The sequence below is a fragment of the Rhizobium leguminosarum bv. viciae USDA 2370 genome, assembly GCF_002008365.1.
In the GTDB taxonomy this organism is placed as follows: domain Bacteria; phylum Pseudomonadota; class Alphaproteobacteria; order Rhizobiales; family Rhizobiaceae; genus Rhizobium; species Rhizobium leguminosarum.
The window spans coordinates 463,386-482,477 of sequence record NZ_MRDL01000059.1 but is presented as its reverse complement, the minus strand read 5'-3'; the positions used below and the strand labels follow the sequence as shown (position 1 = coordinate 482,477).

Annotated in this window: 16 protein-coding genes and 1 pseudogene; 5 read left to right on the top strand and 12 right to left on the bottom strand. The window is 58.0% G+C overall.

Translation table 11 applies throughout. The features are described from left to right. Positions 1-21: 21 nt before the first annotated feature. The 5 genes and pseudogenes from BS629_RS36340 to BS629_RS36320 form a co-directional block, all read right to left on the bottom strand. Complete coding sequence (locus tag BS629_RS36340; RefSeq protein WP_018245798.1) at positions 22-378, bottom strand: ArsR/SmtB family transcription factor; 357 nt, start codon at positions 376-378, stop codon at positions 22-24. A 269-nt stretch (positions 379-647) separates the two neighbouring features. Beyond that, entirely contained in the window at positions 648-1,340 is a 693-nt protein-coding gene (locus tag BS629_RS36335; protein ID WP_018245797.1) for a response regulator transcription factor, read from the bottom strand. A 1-nt stretch (position 1,341) separates the two neighbouring features. Next, the gene (locus BS629_RS36330; protein WP_018516604.1) at positions 1,342-1,719 is read right to left on the bottom strand and encodes a response regulator; all 378 of its coding nucleotides are present in this window, start codon (positions 1,717-1,719) and stop codon (positions 1,342-1,344) included. Between the two features lie 2 nt (positions 1,720-1,721). Beyond that, a complete protein-coding gene (locus BS629_RS36325; RefSeq protein WP_018245795.1) occupies positions 1,722-2,363 on the bottom strand; it encodes a response regulator transcription factor in 642 nt (213 codons plus the stop codon). After that, positions 2,360-5,997: pseudogene (locus BS629_RS36320) on the bottom strand (PAS domain-containing protein). The gene BS629_RS36325 and the pseudogene BS629_RS36320 overlap by 4 nt, the downstream one beginning before the upstream one ends. 412 nt (positions 5,998-6,409) lie before the next feature. Between BS629_RS36320 and BS629_RS36315 the strand changes: the two are divergent. The 3 genes from BS629_RS36315 to BS629_RS36305 all read left to right on the top strand — a co-directional run bounded on the left by BS629_RS36315 (position 6,410) and on the right by BS629_RS36305 (position 9,569). Further along, positions 6,410-7,162 (top strand): SDR family oxidoreductase, encoded by a 753-nt coding sequence (locus BS629_RS36315; RefSeq protein WP_026188707.1) that lies wholly within the window; start codon positions 6,410-6,412, stop codon positions 7,160-7,162. A gap of 309 nt (positions 7,163-7,471) precedes the next feature. After that, positions 7,472-8,242 carry an alpha/beta fold hydrolase gene (locus BS629_RS36310; protein ID WP_018245792.1) on the top strand — a complete coding sequence of 257 codons (771 nt, stop codon included), beginning with the start codon at positions 7,472-7,474 and terminating at the stop codon, positions 8,240-8,242. A 268-nt stretch (positions 8,243-8,510) separates the two neighbouring features. Continuing rightward, on the top strand, positions 8,511-9,569 hold the full coding sequence (locus BS629_RS36305) for an acyltransferase family protein (protein WP_018516606.1): 1,059 nt from the start codon (positions 8,511-8,513) through the stop codon (positions 9,567-9,569). Positions 9,570-9,737: 168 nt separating this feature from the next. On the opposite strand, the gene BS629_RS36300 is transcribed toward BS629_RS36305, so the two are convergent. The 3 genes from BS629_RS36300 to BS629_RS36285 form a co-directional block, all read right to left on the bottom strand. After that, a complete protein-coding gene (locus tag BS629_RS36300; protein ID WP_018245790.1) occupies positions 9,738-11,363 on the bottom strand; it encodes an ArnT family glycosyltransferase in 1,626 nt (541 codons plus the stop codon). 1,060 nt (positions 11,364-12,423) lie between these two features. Then, on the bottom strand, positions 12,424-12,726 hold the full coding sequence (locus BS629_RS36290; RefSeq protein WP_018245789.1) for a hypothetical protein: 303 nt from the start codon (positions 12,724-12,726) through the stop codon (positions 12,424-12,426). Between the two features lie 88 nt (positions 12,727-12,814). Then, entirely contained in the window at positions 12,815-13,456 is a 642-nt protein-coding gene (locus BS629_RS36285; protein WP_018245788.1) for a helix-turn-helix domain-containing protein, read from the bottom strand. Between the two features lie 159 nt (positions 13,457-13,615). Between BS629_RS36285 and BS629_RS36280 the strand changes: the two genes are divergently transcribed. Next, entirely contained in the window at positions 13,616-14,575 is a 960-nt protein-coding gene (locus BS629_RS36280; protein ID WP_018245787.1) for a membrane protein, read from the top strand. 7 nt (positions 14,576-14,582) lie between these two features. On the opposite strand, the gene BS629_RS36275 is transcribed toward BS629_RS36280, so the two are convergent. The 3 genes from BS629_RS36275 to BS629_RS36265 all read right to left on the bottom strand — a co-directional run bounded on the left by BS629_RS36275 (position 14,583) and on the right by BS629_RS36265 (position 18,345). Beyond that, positions 14,583-16,376: a membrane protein gene (locus BS629_RS36275; protein ID WP_018245786.1), complete on the bottom strand. Its 1,794-nt coding sequence runs from the start codon at positions 16,374-16,376 to the stop codon at positions 14,583-14,585. 96 nt (positions 16,377-16,472) lie between these two features. Next, on the bottom strand, positions 16,473-17,141 hold the full coding sequence (locus BS629_RS36270; protein WP_018245785.1) for a response regulator transcription factor: 669 nt from the start codon (positions 17,139-17,141) through the stop codon (positions 16,473-16,475). A 4-nt stretch (positions 17,142-17,145) separates the two neighbouring features. Next, a complete protein-coding gene (locus tag BS629_RS36265; protein WP_018245784.1) occupies positions 17,146-18,345 on the bottom strand; it encodes a sensor histidine kinase in 1,200 nt (399 codons plus the stop codon). A 157-nt stretch (positions 18,346-18,502) separates the two neighbouring features. Between BS629_RS36265 and BS629_RS39445 the strand changes: the two genes are divergently transcribed. Continuing rightward, positions 18,503-18,694 (top strand): hypothetical protein, encoded by a 192-nt coding sequence (locus tag BS629_RS39445; RefSeq protein ID WP_163925754.1) that lies wholly within the window; start codon positions 18,503-18,505, stop codon positions 18,692-18,694. A gap of 153 nt (positions 18,695-18,847) precedes the next feature. Here BS629_RS39445 and BS629_RS40410 read toward each other — a convergent pair whose 3' ends face one another. Further along, positions 18,848-19,069 carry a hypothetical protein gene (locus tag BS629_RS40410; protein WP_018245783.1) on the bottom strand — a complete coding sequence of 74 codons (222 nt, stop codon included), beginning with the start codon at positions 19,067-19,069 and terminating at the stop codon, positions 18,848-18,850. Positions 19,070-19,092: the final 23 nt, after the last annotated feature.

Below are 19,092 nucleotides of genomic sequence, written 5' to 3'. Positions count from 1 at the left end.
AGGATCGACGTTTCGTATTTTTTATTGGGTGCCCAGGGCTCGGACACATTCTACTTCGGTGCGACGGTACGATCCGAAGATGTCAGCGAGCGTATCGAGCATTGCCCTGGCCGCGCCGGATTGAAGTGAATAGTAGATCGTCTGAGCAGCTCTTCGCGTCTGCACGAGTTCCTGTTCTCGAAGAATTGCCAAATGCTGGGACGTCGAAGATTGGCTCAAGCCCACCTCGTCGGCCAGGAGGCTCACGGACATTTCCCCCTCGGCCAGCAGATGCAGAATGTGAAGCCGTTTGGCATTCCCCATAGCCGACAAGAAGTTTGCTTCGTTTTCGAAGGCGTTGGTTTCAGGGGAGGGCGCGGTTGACGATTGATTGTTCACGGCGAGATCTCCTTTAGGGAACCAAAGCTGGGCACCAGGTCATATCCCCGAGCTTTAATTTAGGATTACCGCATGAGAGCGAGACCGAAACCCATTGCCGGCGCCGCATCGCTTTTTTTGGCGCAAATCGGATACGACTCGCCTCAAATGGACAGCGGCCGCAGATGATGTTCGAGGCCGGTATCTTCCACCATTGGAAGACACGCGGCTAAAAGCATAAATCAATGACTTGAAGCGCGCGTCGATGATCCGGATTGACGCGACGCGTTTTAGCGCGCGCCAGCCTGGCGCATCTGCATGGGCAGTGTTTCCCACGCTCGGATCAATTCGCCGATGGAGGCGGCCTCCATCTTGTGCATGACATTGCTGCGATGCAGCTTGACCGTCACTTCGCTGATGCCGAGATCGAAGGCGATCTGCTTGTTGAGGCGTCCGCGCGCCACTTCATGCAGAACCTCGCGCTCGCGCTGCGTCAGCGTCTCCAAGCGCTTGATATTGCGCTCGGCGACCGCGGCTTCCGCCCTTCGTTCGGCATCCATCGCAATGGCCGCTGTGATGGCGTCGAGCAGCGTCTGGTCCCGCACCGGTTTGGTGAGAAAATCCACGGCGCCGGCCTTCATCGCCTGGACGGTCATCGGAATATCGCCATGCCCGGTCAGGAAGATGATCGGTTTGGATATGCCGTTTTCAGCCAGATGGCGCTGCAGGTGGAGGCCGCTTGCTCCCGGCATGCGCACATCGAGGATCAGGCAGCCGGGGCAATCCAGGATATCGGCGTCAAGCAGTTCGCGGGTCGAGGCAAAACTGGTCGACTGGAAGCCAGCCGACAGGATCAGCTCCGACAGCGCCTCGCGAACGGAGGCGTCGTCATCGACGATAATGACGAGCGGCTGGTTCTCTTCACAACTGCACTGTAACGATAACGGCGCCGATTTCCGCAGCAACGGCTGGTCAACTCTCATGTTACCCTCCATCTGTCGATTTATGCAAAGCGTTGGCGATGGCCGCCAGCAGCGCCTGGGCATCGAAAGGCTTGCGGAAAAATCCGCCCACGCCTTGAGCGCGGCCCTGATCTGCTATCTCGTGGCGGCCCGTGATCAGGAATACCGGCAGCTCCGGGCGTGATTTCCTCACCAGGTCGCGAAGTTCGAAGCCGTCGATGCCAGGCATTCCGATATCGGTGATGAGCAGGTCGAGGTCCGATAGCCCGTTGACGAGCAGCGAGCCCGCCGACGAGAAGCTGCGAGCCACATAACCCGCGGATTCCAGAAGGTCGCCCATCGATTCAAGCAGCCTTGGATCGTCATCGACAATTGCCACCACATGTCTTGTCTTGTTCATGTTCAATTCCCTCCCACTCGGCGCGAGTGGGTTATCGGTATTTCCAATCTCTCCGCGATCCGCACGAGATCGGCGAGCGATGCCGCCGCCATTTTCTGCATCACATTTCTTCTGTGGATCTGCAGCGTCACTTCGCTGATCCCCAATTCGGCTGCTGCTTGCTTGTTGAGAAGGCCGCTGACCACGAGAGGCAGCACCTCGCGCTCTCGCGGCGTCAGGTCGAGATAGTGTTGCCTCAGCATGTCGAGTTCGGCGCGTTGCGATCTCTTCTCCCGATCCTCAGCGATCGCCGCGTGAATTGCCGCCATCAGGTCCGCGTCGCTGAAGGGTTTGGTCAGGAAATCCACCGCGCCATGCTTGATCGCACGCACGGAGGAGGGGATGTCGCCGTGTCCTGTGATGAACACGATCGGCGGATGGTCCCTGTCGGCGATCTGTTTCTGCAGATCGAGGCCGTTGATGTCAGGCAGCTCGATATCGAGGATGAGGCAGGCGGGGACATCCGGCTTGTCCGCTCTGACGTAATCGCAGGCTGATTCGAAGGCGATGGCGCGCATGCCATGCGATTCCAGCAGCTCGCCGAGCGCTTCCCGAATGCGTCCATCGTCATCAACGATGAAGACAATATGGTCATCGGCTGTCATGGCGCCGCCTTCGTTTCTATGGGCAAGGTGAAGATCAACGTCGCTCCGCGCGGATTGTTCTTCTCGGCCCACAATCGTCCGCCATGCAGCTCGACAATCGAGCGGCAGATTGCCAGTCCCATGCCCATGCCATTTTCTTTCGTCGTGAAGAACGGCTCGAACATCCTCTCGGGAAACTCGATGCCCGGGCCGTGGTCGCTGATTTCGGTCCGGACGGCATTCCCCATATGCTGCACACGGATCTCGATCACCCTGTCGTCTGCAACGGCGTCCATCGCCTCGATGCCGTTGCGGATGAGATTGATCAGCACCTGCTGGATCTGGACGCGGTCGATTGCGACCAGCGGAAGGTTGCCGTCGATGCCCATGTCGATCCGAACGCGGCGGCGCGCTGCTTCGTCGGCCATGAGGTTGCGCGCTTCGTCGACGACGCCGGAGAGCGTCGTGTGGATCCTGCGGTCTGCGGATTGCTTGAACAAGGCGCGGATACGGCTGACGACATCTGCCGCTGAGTTAGCATCCCGGATGATGCGCTCCACCGTCCTCTGCGCCCGCTCCATATTCGGCGGTTCGGCCATGAGCCAGCGCTGACAGGCATGTGAGTTGGCCACGACGGCCGCGAGCGGCTGGTTCACCTCGTGCGCGATCGAGGCCGAAAGCTCGGCGAGGCTCGCCACCTGGCTCGCCCGTGCAAGGCCCTCTCGCGCCTGACGCAAATCTTCCTCCGCCCGAACCTCACCGTCGATATCAAGGCAGATGACATTCCACTGGACGATGATGCCGTCGGCATCGCGCATCGGCGCCGCACGCGTCTCAACCCAGCGATATTCACCATCGTGGCGCCGCAGACGATGCCTGCGCGCATAGGGCTCGCCGGTGGACAATGAATGGGCATAGTTCTCTTTGACCCCCGCCACGTCGTCGGGATGAACACCGGCATCGAGTGTGCCGTCCAGCCGGGTTTTCCCCGTTCCGTCCAGCTCTTCGAGATTATATCCGAGGAAGTCGCGGAGCTGAGGGTTTCGGTATACCGGTTCTCCATCAGGCGCCGCGCAATCGATCATTGCCGGCAGCGTTTCGACGATCTGCCAGAGCGAGCGTTCTCTCTCTCGCAGCGCGTCCTCGACTCGCAGCTGATCGTCGATGTCATGCGTCAGACCGTACCACTGGACGATCCGGCCGCTCTCGTCCCGCAGAGGCTCCGCGCTGCCTTTCATCCAGCGGTAGATGCCGTCGGCGCGCCGCAGGCGATATTGCTTGGAGAAGCGCTCGCCGGTGACGAAGGAATGGTCGAGCGCCTCGGCGAGGCTCTCCGCATCGTCAGGGTGGACGGCGGCTTCCATGATGGCGGAAAGACGGTTCATGCCGGGCTTGTCTGCATCGGCAACGTCCAGTCCCAGAAAATTGATCAGCCGTTTGTTGAAGAAAGTCGGCTCGCCCTGCGAGTCCAACCGCCAGAGAAGGCTCGGAACGATGTCGACGAGCTGTGACAGCTCGCGTTCCCGCTCTCGTAGGGCCTGTTGCGCGCGCACCTCGTCGTCGATGTCGAGTGCAGCAGCGTACCATTGTAGAATAATTCCGTTTTCATCCCGCAATGGTTCTGCGCGACCCTCCATCCAGCGATATTCGCCGTCCGCACGGCGCCGACGATACCTTATGGTGTAGGGTTCGCCGGTGGCGAGGGCATGGCTGAGCACCTCTCTCATGCGGGGTGCATCCTCGGGATGGACTGTCGCCCCGATGATGGCCGCCGAGCGGCTGACGTCCGGCTTGTCCCAAGCCGCGACGTCATCCACCCCGATGGATTCGAGGGTACGCTTGCTGAAGAAGGTCGGCTCGCCGCTGGGCGCCATGCGGGCAATATGAACGGGGACCATATCGACGAGCAATGACAGCTCCCGCTCACGTTCGCGTAACGCCTCCAGCGCACGCACCTCATCGTCGATGTCGAGAGAAACGCCATACCATTCCACGACCGTTCCGTTTTCGTCGCGCCGCGGCTCCACCCGGCACTCTGCCCAGCGGTAGACATCATCCTTTTCGCGCCAGCGAAATCGCATCGCGCAGCCGCCGCCGGTTTCGAAGCAGTTCCTGAGCGTACGCTGAACGTCGGGAGCGTCTTCGGGATGAACCAGCTGCTGCAGCAGATCGTCGATGCGCGGCTCACCGAGAGCGTCGAAATCGGCGATAACGGAGCGGAAATGATCCTGATACCGCTTGTTGAAATAGAACGAGCCGCCGGTGGGCTCCACACTCCAGATGCGGACCGGTACGGCGTCTATGATCTGCTGAAGCTGTTGCTGGCTCCGCCGCACAGCCTCTTCGGCATGAACCTGATCGTCGATATCGTGACAAAGACCGTACCACTGAACGATGCGCCCCGACTGATCCCGCATCGGTTCGGCACGGCTCGACATCCAGCGATAGAGGCCGTCGGCGCGGCGCAGTCGATACCCATGGCGAAGCTTTCGCCGGTAACGAGGCAATGGCGAAGGGCATCTCCGAACCCCGCCGCGTCCTCGGGATGAACGGTGGCCTCCAGGACAGCCTCCAGCCGGCTCATGCCGGGCTTGTCGAAATCCGCCACATCGAGACCGAGAAAATCGATCATCCGTTTGTTAAAGAAGGTCGGCTCACCGTCAGGGGTCAGACGCCAGACGTGGCTCGGAACCATATCCACGAGCTGCGAGAGTTCCCGCTCGCGGTCGCGCAGCGTATCCAGGCTTTGGCGCAATGTGAGCACTGCCAGCTGGTGCTGCCGGGATATGGCGGCCACGATGAGCGCCGAAAATGCCGAGATGGCCAGAAAAAGCTGCAGCATGACCTGCTTATGCTTCTGGGATTCGGGATCGCCGGCAAATTGGCTGGTGCCTGTTATCGTGAACAGCGCCGTGATCAGGGCGAGGAGAGCCAAGGATACGGCAGCGCCTTTGAACTCGAAGCGAACCGCGGCCCAAAGAAGAGGCGGCATGATGATGTATGCGAAGGGGAGGTAGCCGCTCAGAGAAAGAGCGGCAACGCCGAGAAAGATCAGTGCCAGGACGCAAGCTTCCACCCATTGCGCGGCCGAGAGCCGGGTCTTGCCACGCCAGCTGTGAAACACGACCAGTGCCAGCGGCGCTACGATCAGGACGCCGGTGGCGTCCCCGATCCACCATAGAGGCCAAGCCGCTGCGAAGGATTGCGATTGTATGCCAAACCACGCCAGGGTCGCACTTCCCACGGTCGCGCTGACGATGGGCGCGATCCCAGCCCCCAGTACGACGAATGCGAGAACCTCCTGCAAGGTCTCCAACCGAACCGGCCGCGTCAAGGTCCGGTTGACGAGCCATGCCCCGGCAACCGCTTCAAGGGCGTTGCCGATGTAGATCAGGAAAGCCGCAGGCAGTGGACTGTGGAACCACAGAAAATTGCTGAACAATTCAGCCAGGCAGCCTCCCAGCACCCACCAAGGCCAGCTGTAGCCGGATGCGACGACAAGTGTCGCGATGAAAAGCCCCGCCGCTGGCCAGATGGAAATACCTGTTCCAGGGACGATCGCGAGCGACTGCGCGAATCCGCAGGCCAGCACATAGGCCGCAATAAAAAGCCCCAGGTGCAGGAGTTGGGGGCGGTGCGACCAGACGCTGATCATCAGCTGTTCCTGCAGGACAGACAAAGTCAGGGGATCGTCAGCGTTTCGTACTGTCGTTGTTCTCAATTTCGGGTCTGGCGGGCTCATATTCGAACCGTAACCCCGCCACATTGCAACCGCAACTCATGGAAACCCATGCATTGCGCGGGGATGTAGCCGCCGCGCCGGGTCGGAATTTTCCGCGCGAACGAAGACCGGCATGTCGTTCCGTCTTGCCGATTGGTCTTCCTAACCTTCGGGATGGCTCCGCTATATCCCAAGTCTAAGCCGCTAGACCTCTTACATAGTGGAAGGGGTCTGGCTTTCCGGTCATTGTGTCGCCGTTCGCGCCGCGCAACTCGGCGGCTATAATGCATGTCGCCCGAAAGGGTGCCGCGGTTTGGGAAGACGGCATGCGATGGAGGATGCTGATATGAAAATCACGGTGGTTGGAGCAAGCGGCCTTATCGGAACGCGGCTCAGCGAGAACTTGCGCCGCTCAGGTCACGAGGTAATGGCCGCATCATTGTCGCTGGGTGTCGATACGGTTTCGGGCAAGGGTCTCGAAGCGGCCGTGGCGGGAACCGAAGTCATTGTCGATGTGACCAATGCCGCATCATTCGGCGACCGTGCTGCACTGGATTTTTTCAAGGCTTCGACGAAGAATTTGCTCGCGGCCGCGACCGAGGCTGGCGTCAGGCACTATCTTGCACTCTCTGTTGTCGGCACGCCTCGTCTCGTGGAAGGCGATTATTTTCGCGCGAAAATGGTGCAGGAAAATCTCATCAGGGCTTCAGGCCGACCCTACACTATTCTCCGCTCCACACAGTTTTACGAGTTCATCAGCGGATTGATCGATACCGGTGCTGATGGCGATGTGTTTCGATTGCCCCCGGCGTTCATGAGGCCGGTCGCAGCGAGCGACGTCGCCGCATTGCTGGCGGAATTGGCAGTCGGAGCGCCCTTGGACGATATCGCCGAAATCAGCGGCCCGGAACAATTCGGTATCGACGAAATCGCCCGGATCTATCTCACCGCGAATGAGGATGAGCGGCAGGTGGTGACGGATCCATCCGCATCGTATTTCGGGGTTGAATTGACTGAAGACGCGCTGCTTCCTGAGGCAGGTGCACGGGTGGCGACCGAAAAGCTATCCGACTGGCTCTACCAATCGATGGGGGAGTAGGCTGTGCGGTTTCTCTCCCGGCCGGCAGGGGATTAACTGATCTGCCACTGAACTTTCGCCTGGCTGCAATTAGAGCCCTGGCGCCTTTGAATACGACAAGTGGCCAGGCCCGGCGGAATCGCAAGAGTTTTGTCGAGTTCGAGCCGGATGTGGCAATAGGCCGGCATAGTTGTCGGGCCTGGTCTGAGCAATGAGCGCGACCTCAAAGGCTCATCGCAATCTTCAAATCGAGGTGAACGGGATTCCAAGACTTGCTTTCTAAAATATTGTGCATTAAATAATCGTACGCGATACAAAAGGAGTTAAGCTATGTTGAAGATGTTTGTCGCCGCCGCCGCAATCACTGCGGGAAGCTTTTTGAATGCCTACGCCGCCGAGAAGCCGACGGTCGTGCTGGTGCATGGCGCATTCGCCGACGCCTCCAGCTGGAATGGCGTAATTACACGTTTGGAAAAGGATGGATATCCGGTGGTGGCGGTTGCTAATCCGCTTCGAAGCGTGACGTCGGATGGCGATTACGTGCGCAAAGTGGTGGCGGGACTGAAGACGGACGTTGTTCTCGTCGGTCACTCCTACGGTGGCTCAGTCATCAATGAGGCAGCAGCAGACAGCGCCAACGTCAAATCGCTCGTCTTCGTCGCGGCCTTCGCGCCTGATGTCGGAGAAACCGCCGTTGCGCTTTCAGGTAAGTTTCCGGGAAGCACGCTCGCACCGACCCTTGACGAGCCCGTCCCGTTGGATGGTGGAGTAAAGGACCTGTACATCAAGCAGAGCGCGTTTCACGATCAATTCGCTGCAGATGTATCCAAGGCGGAGGGCAAGCTGATGGCCGCAACACAGCGCCCCATCACTGATAAGGCTCTTGGCGAGGCCTCGACTGCGGCGAGCTGGAGGAAGATCCCGTCTTGGTTCGTCTATGGTGACGCGGATAAGAACATACCGCCGGCAGCGCTCGCATGGATGGCGGAGCGGGCGGGCTCGAAAGAGACGGTTGTGGTTAAAGGCGCGTCTCACGTCGTGATGGTCTCTCATCCCGATAAAGTCGCGAAGGTCATTGAAGACGCTGCATCCAGGAAATAGACCGCACTGTGATTCTGCGACCGGATCAACATTGATCCGGTCGTGGTGCGACGATGGTAAGGCATTCCACAGCGCGGGATACGTGCCGCTGCCTAGGCGCTTAACCTAGCCTATGCTTCGCGCTTTATCCGTGCGGCGGCACCGTCATCGAGTGCGGCGTTCGTCCCGTTGTTGTTAGCGTCTTTCACCTCCGCGGCTGCTATGCATGCAAGCCGTCAGCCAGAAAACAGGTCATCCGTTAATCGGTTGCAAACGAAGACTTGGCAATGTGACCTCCGGTAGCAGGGCCGGTAAATTGACGAACCACATTGCGTTTCTGGACGAACTTCGAGGGGTAGCTGCGCTATCCGTTGTCCTCTTGCATGCGAGCCAGATCTTCGGTTTCAGCCTTGGCTCTTACGCCTATCTCGCCGTGGATTTCTTTTTTTGCCTTAGCGGTTTTGTTCTCGCAAACGGGTATGACCAAAAACTAAGGTCCGGTGGTTTGCGGAGCAGTGCATTTTTCCTGAAGCGCCTGGCGCGCCTCTATCCCATGATCGTGGTCGGTGTTGCCGTAGGCGTTCTTGCGGCGGTATTTGCTTCAGAACCGCATATTTCTCTCCACGACATCCCAATTCTTACCGTGGGTGCATTACTTCTCCTGCCCTTGGGACTACTGGCGGGGCAAGAAGCGTTCTCGATTAACAGCCCACTCTGGTCACTCTGCTTTGAAATGGTCGCCAGCGTCGTTTACGGATCGGCCGCTCGCCGTAAAATTCGCTTATGGGGCGATGTCGCGTTTCTCGCATTCTTCGCGGTCGCGCTTTTCCAAATTGTCGGCATCGAGGGTACAATTGGTCCAGTTGGATTTTCGAACTGGCGAACATTCCTTGAAGGTTTTGTCAGAGTCGGTTTTTCATTTTTTGCCGGTGTTCTGATTTTTCGCTGGAACATCAATCATCGCGTCGGGAGGGTCCCGCCTCAGATTCCGCTTTTTATCCTGATCGTGGTTCTATTCCTTCCGTTTTCCGTCCCCAGGGGGTTATACGATTTTTTCTGTATCACTATTATAATTCCAGTCGTTGTCGCTCTGGCAGCGGCAGTTCCGCCCAACGAGGAGCGGCCACTCGCGGCATACTTCGGATTGTTGTCTTATCCGCTCTACGCTATTCACCAGCCTATTATTCGACTTGGCGCTCAGTTCCAAAGCGCTAGCGATGGCGTCATACCATTGGCAATCACGGTGAGCGGCACGCTCTTAGCTGCTATTGCTGCAGCACATTTTCTATTCACCCACTTCGATAAACCTATCCGTGCTTACATGGGCAGGAAGTTTTCGCTAAATTAGCTTAAGCGCGCTTTCCCAAAGATCGTCAGCGGTGAACAACCCAGAGCGTGTCCGACGGATTAGGGCGAGTTCATGCGGCCAATAGTCTGTGTGGCGGACGACCGGCGCGATTTGGCGCTTCCTTTTCCGAGGGAAGGCAAGGCCCACGGCCCCAGCCTGTCGCGGCTCTCATGGGCGGGTGATCCTGTAGATCAGTAAACCAGCCGAATCCACAAGCTTGGTTGCGGTCTTGTCGAGATAGTCGACAACCCCATCATGATGCTCGATGAACAGCAGGTCCTGCTTGTCGGTGGCGTTCTTGGCCACGCCGAACAGGTCCGCGCCCTGCGCGCGCAGTTCCTCGAGCTGCGCGATCGCAGTGGCGTCATCCGCGACGAATTTCGACCATTCCGCATCGCCTCCGCCAGGCGGGAATACCCAGCCGCGCGCCCTGCTGTAGTAGACTGCGACGGGATCGCCGACCTCGGGGGCGATGGCGACGACGAGATCGCCCGGTTGCGCCAACCGCGCCAGTTCCTCGCCAAGCAGCTTGCCGTTCATGGCGATCGGCTTCTTCATCGTCCTGACGAGCGGCAAGGTCGACCAGGCAAGCGTGAGCGCCACGATGCAGATCGAGCGAAGCATCACCGCCGGCGTTAGAATGGTTCTCGATGCAAGCGTTGCCAGAAGAAGCGCGCCGCGACCGCAGAACATCGCGACCGGCACATGGAAGATGTGGAGATTCCACACATTGCTGGTGATTTCGCCCGCCGCTGCCAGATAGATGATTAGGGCGGCAGCCAGCCACACATAGGGAATGGCCGAAAGGGTGCGTTGCTTCGGGTCTTCGGCGAGGCTGGCCGGCATCCACAAGCCGACCGCGAGCAGCACCATGAACGGATAGCCGTAGAACCACAGGACCGAGGTGTTCCACACGGATTTGAAGTAGAACCTGTCCCTGACATATGTCCAGAAGCCGTAATCCCAGATATAGCCGCCGCTGCCGGCGACATGAAACGGCGGATAGCTGCGGCCGAGATAAATCGCCCAGCTGAAATAAGCGCCGATGATGGCCAGGCTCAAAAGCCCCGACAGGAAGACCCAGGTCGCCTGCTTTCGCTTCTTCTCCAGAATCCAGCAGACCATCAGATAGAAGATGACGGCACCGGCAGCGATGCCTGGTGGCTTTGACAGCACACCGAGCGAGAAGCTGACCGTGGCGAGCGGCAAGAGCCAGCCGCTGCCGCCGGCCCAGTATTTGGCGAACAGCCAGACGCCAAGGGTCACTAAGGCCAGCATCGCGGGATCGGGAAGAAACGAGCTGTCGATCATGATTGCCGCCGGCATCAGCGCGTAGGCAAGTGCCGCCGCGTGGGCACGCATCTCGTCCCAGCAGAGGGCCGTTAGCCTGTGCAACGAAAACACCGTCACGAGACCGAAGAAGGCCGCAACCATGCGGCCGAACCAGTCGTGCCAACCGAAGAGTTGGTAGAGCAGGGCTGTGAGATAGCTGACGATCTGGAACTCGCGGCCCTGATAGCTTGGCCCGGGCCCGGTCCAACTGACTTCCGGAAAGAAGATGTTCCAGCTGCGCTGCTGGAAATTGTCGGCCATCATTGCAGTGCTTATCTCGCGCCAGCTGAAGCCGTCGACCAGCGGCAAGGTGATCTTGTGGAACCTGAAGACGATTGCAATAAACAGGATCCCCAGCAAGATCGCCGTGTTGAGGTAGTTGCCAGCAGCCATGTCCCGGTCGGTCGTCTCCTGCGGGTATTGCTGACCTTCGGCCTGCTTCAATTCCAGGTCGTCTGTCATCTGAAACCCTGTCTTCCGTGACGGCCGAGGCGGCGCGATACGCGCCGGCATCGGATCGTGAGGAAGATTAGGCTGAGCGGGATCTCGCCGCCGACGCGGTCGGCTGCGGAGCTGCTCGTAGGCTTCACCGAGCAGCGGCTCGGACGGCTTGCGGGGCGGCTTTGTCATGATGGCAGTTCATCAGCAAAGCCTTAAAAAGCAATTCACCCAGATTGATTATTGAATTCACGAGAACATAATAAGAACATCGGCGGGGCGGCTGCCAATCTGAAAACTCAGATATGGAGTGCGGAGATGCGCGAGCCGCCGATCAGCGAAGCCGTGGGCATGAGGAGGTGTCGCCTATCACAAGGGCGATATGCACGCCGCTATCGGCGCGCTGCTTGAGGACAGCCGATTGGTGATCTAGCGGGGGACGATAATGAGCGAGCATGTTTCCATGGCGGCCGAACAGCGTTCAACTCCAGCAGCCTAGATCAGTGCTTCGGAGATGCCCCAAGCTTGACAAAAAGACATCCATTGCCGATCTCGATTTGCGTCAGAAGGTCCGCCCTTACCTCTTTGCCAACGACTGCTTTTATGTGCCGCCACTTTTGGCTTTTCGGATGTGCGGGCACCGGTACGCCTTCTCGTAAGAACAGCGTTACTTCAGGAACTTCATCTGATTTGTAGATGCAAATTCTCAACGGCTCACGTCCCTGTTAGCAATAAATATTGTGCACTGCAAAACAAGAAATGGCAAACATTCATTTGCCGGGTAAGTCACGTTAGGCCGGTGCAAACCCGTGATGCTGAGGCGTACCCTACCGCCCGATGCTGAGGACGGCGTCCGTCGGACGGTCGAGGAGCGCGACGCCGGAGGTTTGGATTTTTTCATATAAGTCGTTGGGCTTCACCGCATCGAGGCGTTCAAGAAACCTTTATGAAGCTCAGGGCTGAACTAACCGTCGTCTCCTCCGGCCCGACCACCGCGATCGAGTCCGAGGACGCAGCGATTGCAGGGGGCAGCCTTGCCAGGATGCGAAAGATCCTCTGGATCTCTCATTTTCAATTCGATGCCCTAGCGTTTCAGGTCGTAGGCCTGGTGCGATGCGCGAAGCTCTGACAAGGTTTTGCCGACACAACTGCCTCCGCCTTCAGCGCCTATTGCCTTTGCCTTGCCGTCGATCGTGATGGTGCCGGCGATCCGGTCGGATGCAGAATAGGTTGCAGTTCCATCTTGAGACACACGCGACAGATAAAAGGCGTGAAAGGTTTCGTGGTATTTGCACTGGATAACCACCGGGAACTGATCAAACGGATTGTCTTGCGCCACAACTGCCGTCATGGGAAAGGCCAACGATATCAAGCCTGCATAGAGCATTTTGCCCGATGTGCCTGATTTCCGGCGAGATGTATGCGTCATCGTCAAAGTCCTTCTTTCGGAGATCGAACCTGCGAATGCTTTGCCGTTAGATCGTGAGGCTGATCAGCGCATCGCGATCGAGAAGGCGAACGATGCGTTGCAGTTTGCCGTTCAGGCAAAGGATACGTTTTTCGCGGAGCTTCGTGAAACAGCGGGCAACGGTTTCGACTGTCAGTCCAAGATAGTCGGCGATATCGCTGCGGGAAATCATCATGTCAAATTCGCAATCGCCTGGATGACGGTCGGCCATTTCGCAGACAAAGGCCGCGACGCGCTTCAGTGCGCTCTGCTCGGTGATGACGAGTTGTTTGTGTTGCGCCTTGGCAAGATTCGTCAAGGCAATGTGCAGAAGATCGATGGGAACGACGGCGTCATGATTGGCGCGAAAGGGCGTGACGCAGGTTTCGCAGACGGCTTCGGCGAAATCGGTGCGTATATCGCCCGTTTCAAGTCCGAACCATTCGCCCTTTCCGTAAAACGACAGAATGTATCTCTGTCCGGCGGCCGTCAGTCTGTAGATCCGCACAGCGCCCGCTTCTACGTGGTAGATCGTAAGCGCGTGTTCGCCTTCGCTGTAGATCGTCTCATCGGCCTTGAGCCTAATCGACTGATCTTTGGTTGTAGCGGCTGCGCCTCCATACCGGTGGCCTCGAGCAGTCGTGTAATTTATTGCGTGATTTTGAAGCATCTGCGTCGCCCCTATCCGCATCGGAGCATAAGCAATTGCCGCGGGACCCGATATTCGAGATACCCCTTACGTATTGCTACGGAAGCCCCGGATTACTCTACGGTGTATAAGGCATTCGCCCTTTGGGGAGAGCGACACGAAAATGTCGTGGGAGGTCGTATGGCATCGGAAGATGGAGGGGAACGCGACTTATCTCAAGATCCGGCAAGTGTGCGCGAGCAGCTTGAACGCATACTCGCAAGCCCGCAATTCCATGCTCCCGAGCGCGGGCGTCGCTTTCTACAGTATATTGTTGAAGAGACGCTTGAAGGGCACAGCGAACGGCTTAAGGCCTATATGATCGCGCAGGTCGTTTTCGGACGCGACGCGTCCTTCGATGCCCAGAATGATCCGGTCGTACGCATAGAGGCCGGCCGTATCCGCCGCGCACTCGAGCGATATTACCTCGTGTGTGGAAGCAACGACCCGATACGTATCACAATTCCCAAAGGAGGCTACGCGACGCGGTTTTCGAGCGGCGAAAACACGTCGATTGCTAGCGAAGTGGCCGCTTCGCAAGATCACGAGAATCCACAAAAACAGACTGGGCAGCAGGGGCCAACGACCTATCGCCATCTTCTGCTGCCGATTGGTGTCCCTGCACTATTCGGGGCAATGGCGATCTTAGCCCTCATTCGCCCCCTCGAATCCTACCTATCACCACCGCAAGCGACCCGGACCCCTGTTGCCTCAACGCCGACGAACAGGATCAGGATTGCTGTCGACCCCCTCGTCGCCCTCGACGGCACGGCGCAGACAGCTAATTTTGCAAAGGGACTGGGCGATCAGCTGATTTCAAAACTCATGGAGGTGCAAAACCTGGTCGTGCTTACTCCAGGCCGCTCCGGCGCGGTAACGAGCGGACCGCATTTCAACCTGCAAGGAAGTGCACTTGTCGAAAGCACGGTCGTGCATCTGCATATCCGCCTGATAGACGGCGCCGACGGGGTAGTCGTCTGGGCAAATCAATATGATCGCGATCTGAGTGGCCAGACGATTCTCGATGTCGAGGACGACATCGCCGTGCAAATCGCGATGGAGATTTCAAAATTTCGCAAGTTTGGCGACGCAGAGCCCTGACCCGTAACTATCTTGGCGTGTTGACAGGAGAAATGACCATTCCCGCGGCGCGCAGGCCGTTGAGGAACAGCTCCTGGTCTTCCGGTCTTTGCAAACGCAGAGAGATCTCCGCATGGACATTGCCCATCATTTCCGGTGCGTGGGTGTTGAGCCATTCCCGTTCCAGTCTGGCTTCATTCGTCTTTCCAGCGGTCCCGAGAATGGACAGCAGCAAGAGATGGTGCATGGGGTTGCCATCGAGATCGGACCGTCGCGACCACTGCTCCGCCGCTTCGATATCGCCTCGCATGAAGGCGCATAAAGCCATGCCAACCTCATAAAAACCTTTAGGTCCGGCGTTCCTGCTGAGAGCGATCGACAGCAATTCGCAACCTGATTGCCATTTTCCTGACATCGCAAGGCGGGAGCCGTATTCGCCTGCAACTTCGACATCGTCTGGATTTGCGGCATAGGCAGAGGTCCCGGCCGTCAGCGCCTTCCCGATATCCCCTCTGAAGAAGCTCACCAGCATCTGAGCCCGAAGCACGCGCGGATTGCCGGGCGCCAGCGATATTGCCCGTTCCACCGCAGCAATCGCCAGTTCGAGGGGCTGGGCTGAAGCTGGCGTGCCGAGTTTGTAGCGAAAACGTATCTCGTCAAGATAGACCATGGACAGGAGGGCCCAAGAGGATGCGTTATCGGGAAAACGCTGGGTTGTCTGTTGCAGGCATTCGCGTGCTTTCCGATGGCTTTGTTCAGTCATGGTCTGCCGGTAGCTGTAATAGATCAAGGTGCAGGCATAGGCGTCCGAGCCGCCATTCTCCGCAGGCCTGGCGATCGTTTCCGTATCGGCTTGGAAGATAGCGCCATAGGGCTGTGCAATCGCGCTGGCGATTTTCCCGGCGACATCGGCTTGAATCACAAGCTTGTTTTGAACATCGAGATTAGCATCATAATTGTCGGCCCATATGACGGCACCATCGGATTGACGCACCAACCTCGCAGCGGCACGCATCCTGCTGCCATCGAGCTGGACATTGCCTTGGAGCGCATAGGCGGCGCCGTCAGCAGGTTCGCCGCGTATCGAGCCGGTAACCACGACGATGTCATCAAACTGAGCGAGTTGGCCGATGACGTCGTCCCTCAGGCCACGCGCGATGTCCGAACCGGCGCCAATGAGGCCGCTTTCGGCAAAAAAATCGACAACCACTTTTGGTTCCGCTGATCCCGGCGGCGGTGCCCGGCTTGAAACATTCCGCGAAACCGAAAGTGCGCCAGCAAGAGCGAGGAGCAGAAGCGCAAGAACGGTGACGAGAGTGGCTCCAAGGCCAAGAGCGACTGGCCTCGCTCTGCGACCTATGTCCGGAAGCGGATCGTCTTGATCATCCAGTCCCCCGGCCGGCGACTTTTCCAGCGTTTTCTCAGATACGGGCTCAGATACGGGGTCGAGCGCATCCTGAGCATATTCGAAATGGGGAACATATCCGCCTTTCGGCACGGTAATGATGACCTCGTCCGCTTGGCCCGCGACAAGGTAGTAGCGCTCGAGGGCTTTTCTTATTCGGCCGGCCTCGATCCGGACGACCGGATCGTTTTGCGGATCGAACGATGCTTCCCGGCCGAAAACCATATTTGCTATCGTAAACGCCTTCAAAAACCCCGATCGACCCGCAAGTGTCTCGTTGACGACAAATTCCAGGAAATTTCGCCCGCGTTTCGGGGTGTGAAATTCCTCGCTCATGAGGATGCGCTCGACTTGCAGGCAGATTTCGTCTGCTGTCGGCTCAAAACTGCGGAAAGTGTTGACCTTTGCGCTTCCCATGACCGCCCCGCCCCCACGACAAGATCGCGCTATTATTTAAGCATCTTCTAACGCATCATATCCTACATGTCTTTGCTTGCAAGGATTGCTTTCCGATCAGCGAAGGTGGGGCAATATGTGGACGGCGGGCGCGCCCCTCTCGATTTCAGATCGCTGTCCGGTCGCGTCAATAGTAATGGCCATCCACATGAGCTCCGTCAGGTTGCGCGCGCCCATTTTTGCCATCACATTGGCACGGTGGACTTCCACCGTCCGCGAACTGATGCCTAGATGATAGGCGATCATCTTGTTCTGCAGGCCGTCAAGCACGCCGATGAGGACTTGGTGTTCGCGGTCCGTGAGTTGACGAAGTCGTGCCGCCACACTTTCGGGATCGGCAATCGCCCTGCCGGGACGTCTTTGTCCCATCGCTCCGTTGATGGCTGCCATCAACGCTTCTTCTTTGAGAGGTTTTTCCAGGAAGTCTGATGCTCCGGCCTTCATCGCCAGAACGGCTGTGGCAACATCGCCCTGGCCGGTGATAACGATCGTCGGAACGTCCGTGTTGAAATCGTGCAAGCGGTGGAGCAGTTCGATGCCGTCGATATGCGGCATGCGGAGGTCGGTAACAAGGCAGTTCCTCCCGGAAAGGGGCAGAAGTTCGAGAAACGCCTTTGCGCAGCTATGCGCGCGAACGGCAAAACCTGCCGATACCAATAGGAATGTCACCGACCGTCTGAGCGACTCCTCGTCGTCAACGAGATGGATCGTGAGGTCGTTTGCCATCGGTTTAGATCTCCGCCAGCGGAAGCGAGAAACAGAGCATCGAACCGCAATCCATCCCCTTGCGCGCAGTTATGCGGCCTCCATGCGCTTCGACAATGCGCTTGGACAAGGCCAGCCCCATGCCGAGGCCGCGCGGTTTACTGGTCACGAAGGGACGGAACAATGCCTCCTCGATCTCGGCTGCGATACCGCAGCCGTTGTCAGACACTTCGACAACGAGATGAGAAGATGTGTCGGATTTGGTTCGGATCGCAATATGGGGCTGATCGACATCGTCGGTTGCCTCGAGGGCATTGCGAACAAGGTTTGTCAACACCTGCACGATCTGGACACGGTCGACAATGACCGTGTCCCACGCCGCTTCGAGGCGGAGATCCGCATGGAGCCCCTTGCGCTGTGATCCCACGAACGCGAGTGTGGTCGCCTCATGGATCAACTCGTGCATCGCTTCCTGTTTTCTTGCGCCAGCGCCGGGCTTTACCAAGTCTCTTATGTTCTGGACGATCGTTCCTGCCCACATAGCATGTTGCGTAATGTCCGATAGGGCTTCGCGAAGCTTCTCGCCGCATCGACGGTGATCATTCATGACGAGGCGTCTGCATCCCTGCGAATAAGCAGCGATTGACGAGAGCGGTTGTGAAAGCTCATGGGCAAGGGTCGATGCCATTTCCCCTAGCGCGGTTATTCTTGCGAGGCGGGCAATCTCGCATTGAAGCTCCTGAACCTGCTGCAATGTCTCGCGCTCGGCGCGGAAGTCCTCGAAAATCGCTGCAGTGAAGCCTTCCTTTGCATCCTGCCCCCTGATGATTGTAAGGGCAGTCGGGAATTGAGCACCGCCTTTGGTGATGGCAAGACCGGCGCGCGCTGCGCCTTGGTCTGCCCAGCGTCCTCTTAGTTGAACATCTGGTGTCGAGCGCCAGACGAAGTCGATCTTGCGGCCGACCAATTCGCTTTCGTCGTAGCCAAACAGGGCGACTGCCGTTTTGTTGCAGGCCGAAATATGATGGCTGTCGGTGATAAAAAACACCGCATCCGGCATGTGTTCGTAGAGCTTCCGGATCCAGTCCATCCTGGGCGCTTCATCTTCCTCGCGGAGCACGCGTGAAGGTTGGCTGCGCCCTAGTATGAACGAGTCCCCTTCGACCATAGTTGAAACGTCAGGACCGTACTCTGCAACATGCGGCGTTTCCATCTTGATGGACATGATGGTCTCCTGCGCTCATCCGAGAAGTTATGCAGTCGCTGGACCGTTTTGCTCGTCGATAATGATGCAAGATTACCACCTTTGAACGGATGAGCGGTGTAGCATCGCGTAGGCTCTATTGTCGTCTTGCGCCCCCCAGCGAGAAGCTCGCGATATCTTGGACTTCCTCATTCCCATTGATCCGGCGCAATGCCCGGGCGTGATTGTTCCGCTACTATGGCAAGCAAATGGGCGGCCGCCCGTTCCAACAAGTGGCTGGTTCAAACTGAAAGCCAAGAAACTGGCGTCTGAAGTCATCGAATGGGTGACACAGACCCGTAATGGCAATCTGACTTTCTATATAGGATGAGCGATTGTCGCACTGACAGGATGTTTTTCCGCCCGTGAAATCGCCATTGATCGCCTCATCGCCGAGTTGGGACAGGCAAGCGTAGTCGCGACAAGTGCAAAGCGCTTGAGGAGTAAGCACGTCGGCCGAGTGCTGGCAAGCCGAGAGGATGTTCTATCCAGTTGATGCTGGTGCATCGTCGTGGAGGATTCGGTGATGTGGCGGTTGATTGTCGAAGCTCCATTCGAAGAGGATATAGAACTCGCCGTCATCGGCGATCAAGGCGTTGATGCCCTGATTTTTCCATGTCGGCGCCTGCCTGATGGTTGGGCGAATGCCATGACCGGTGAACGACTGGAAGTCCACCCCACCCATTGGCGCATATGGCAGATCCATCGAGGCGAAGTTTCACGCCTCCA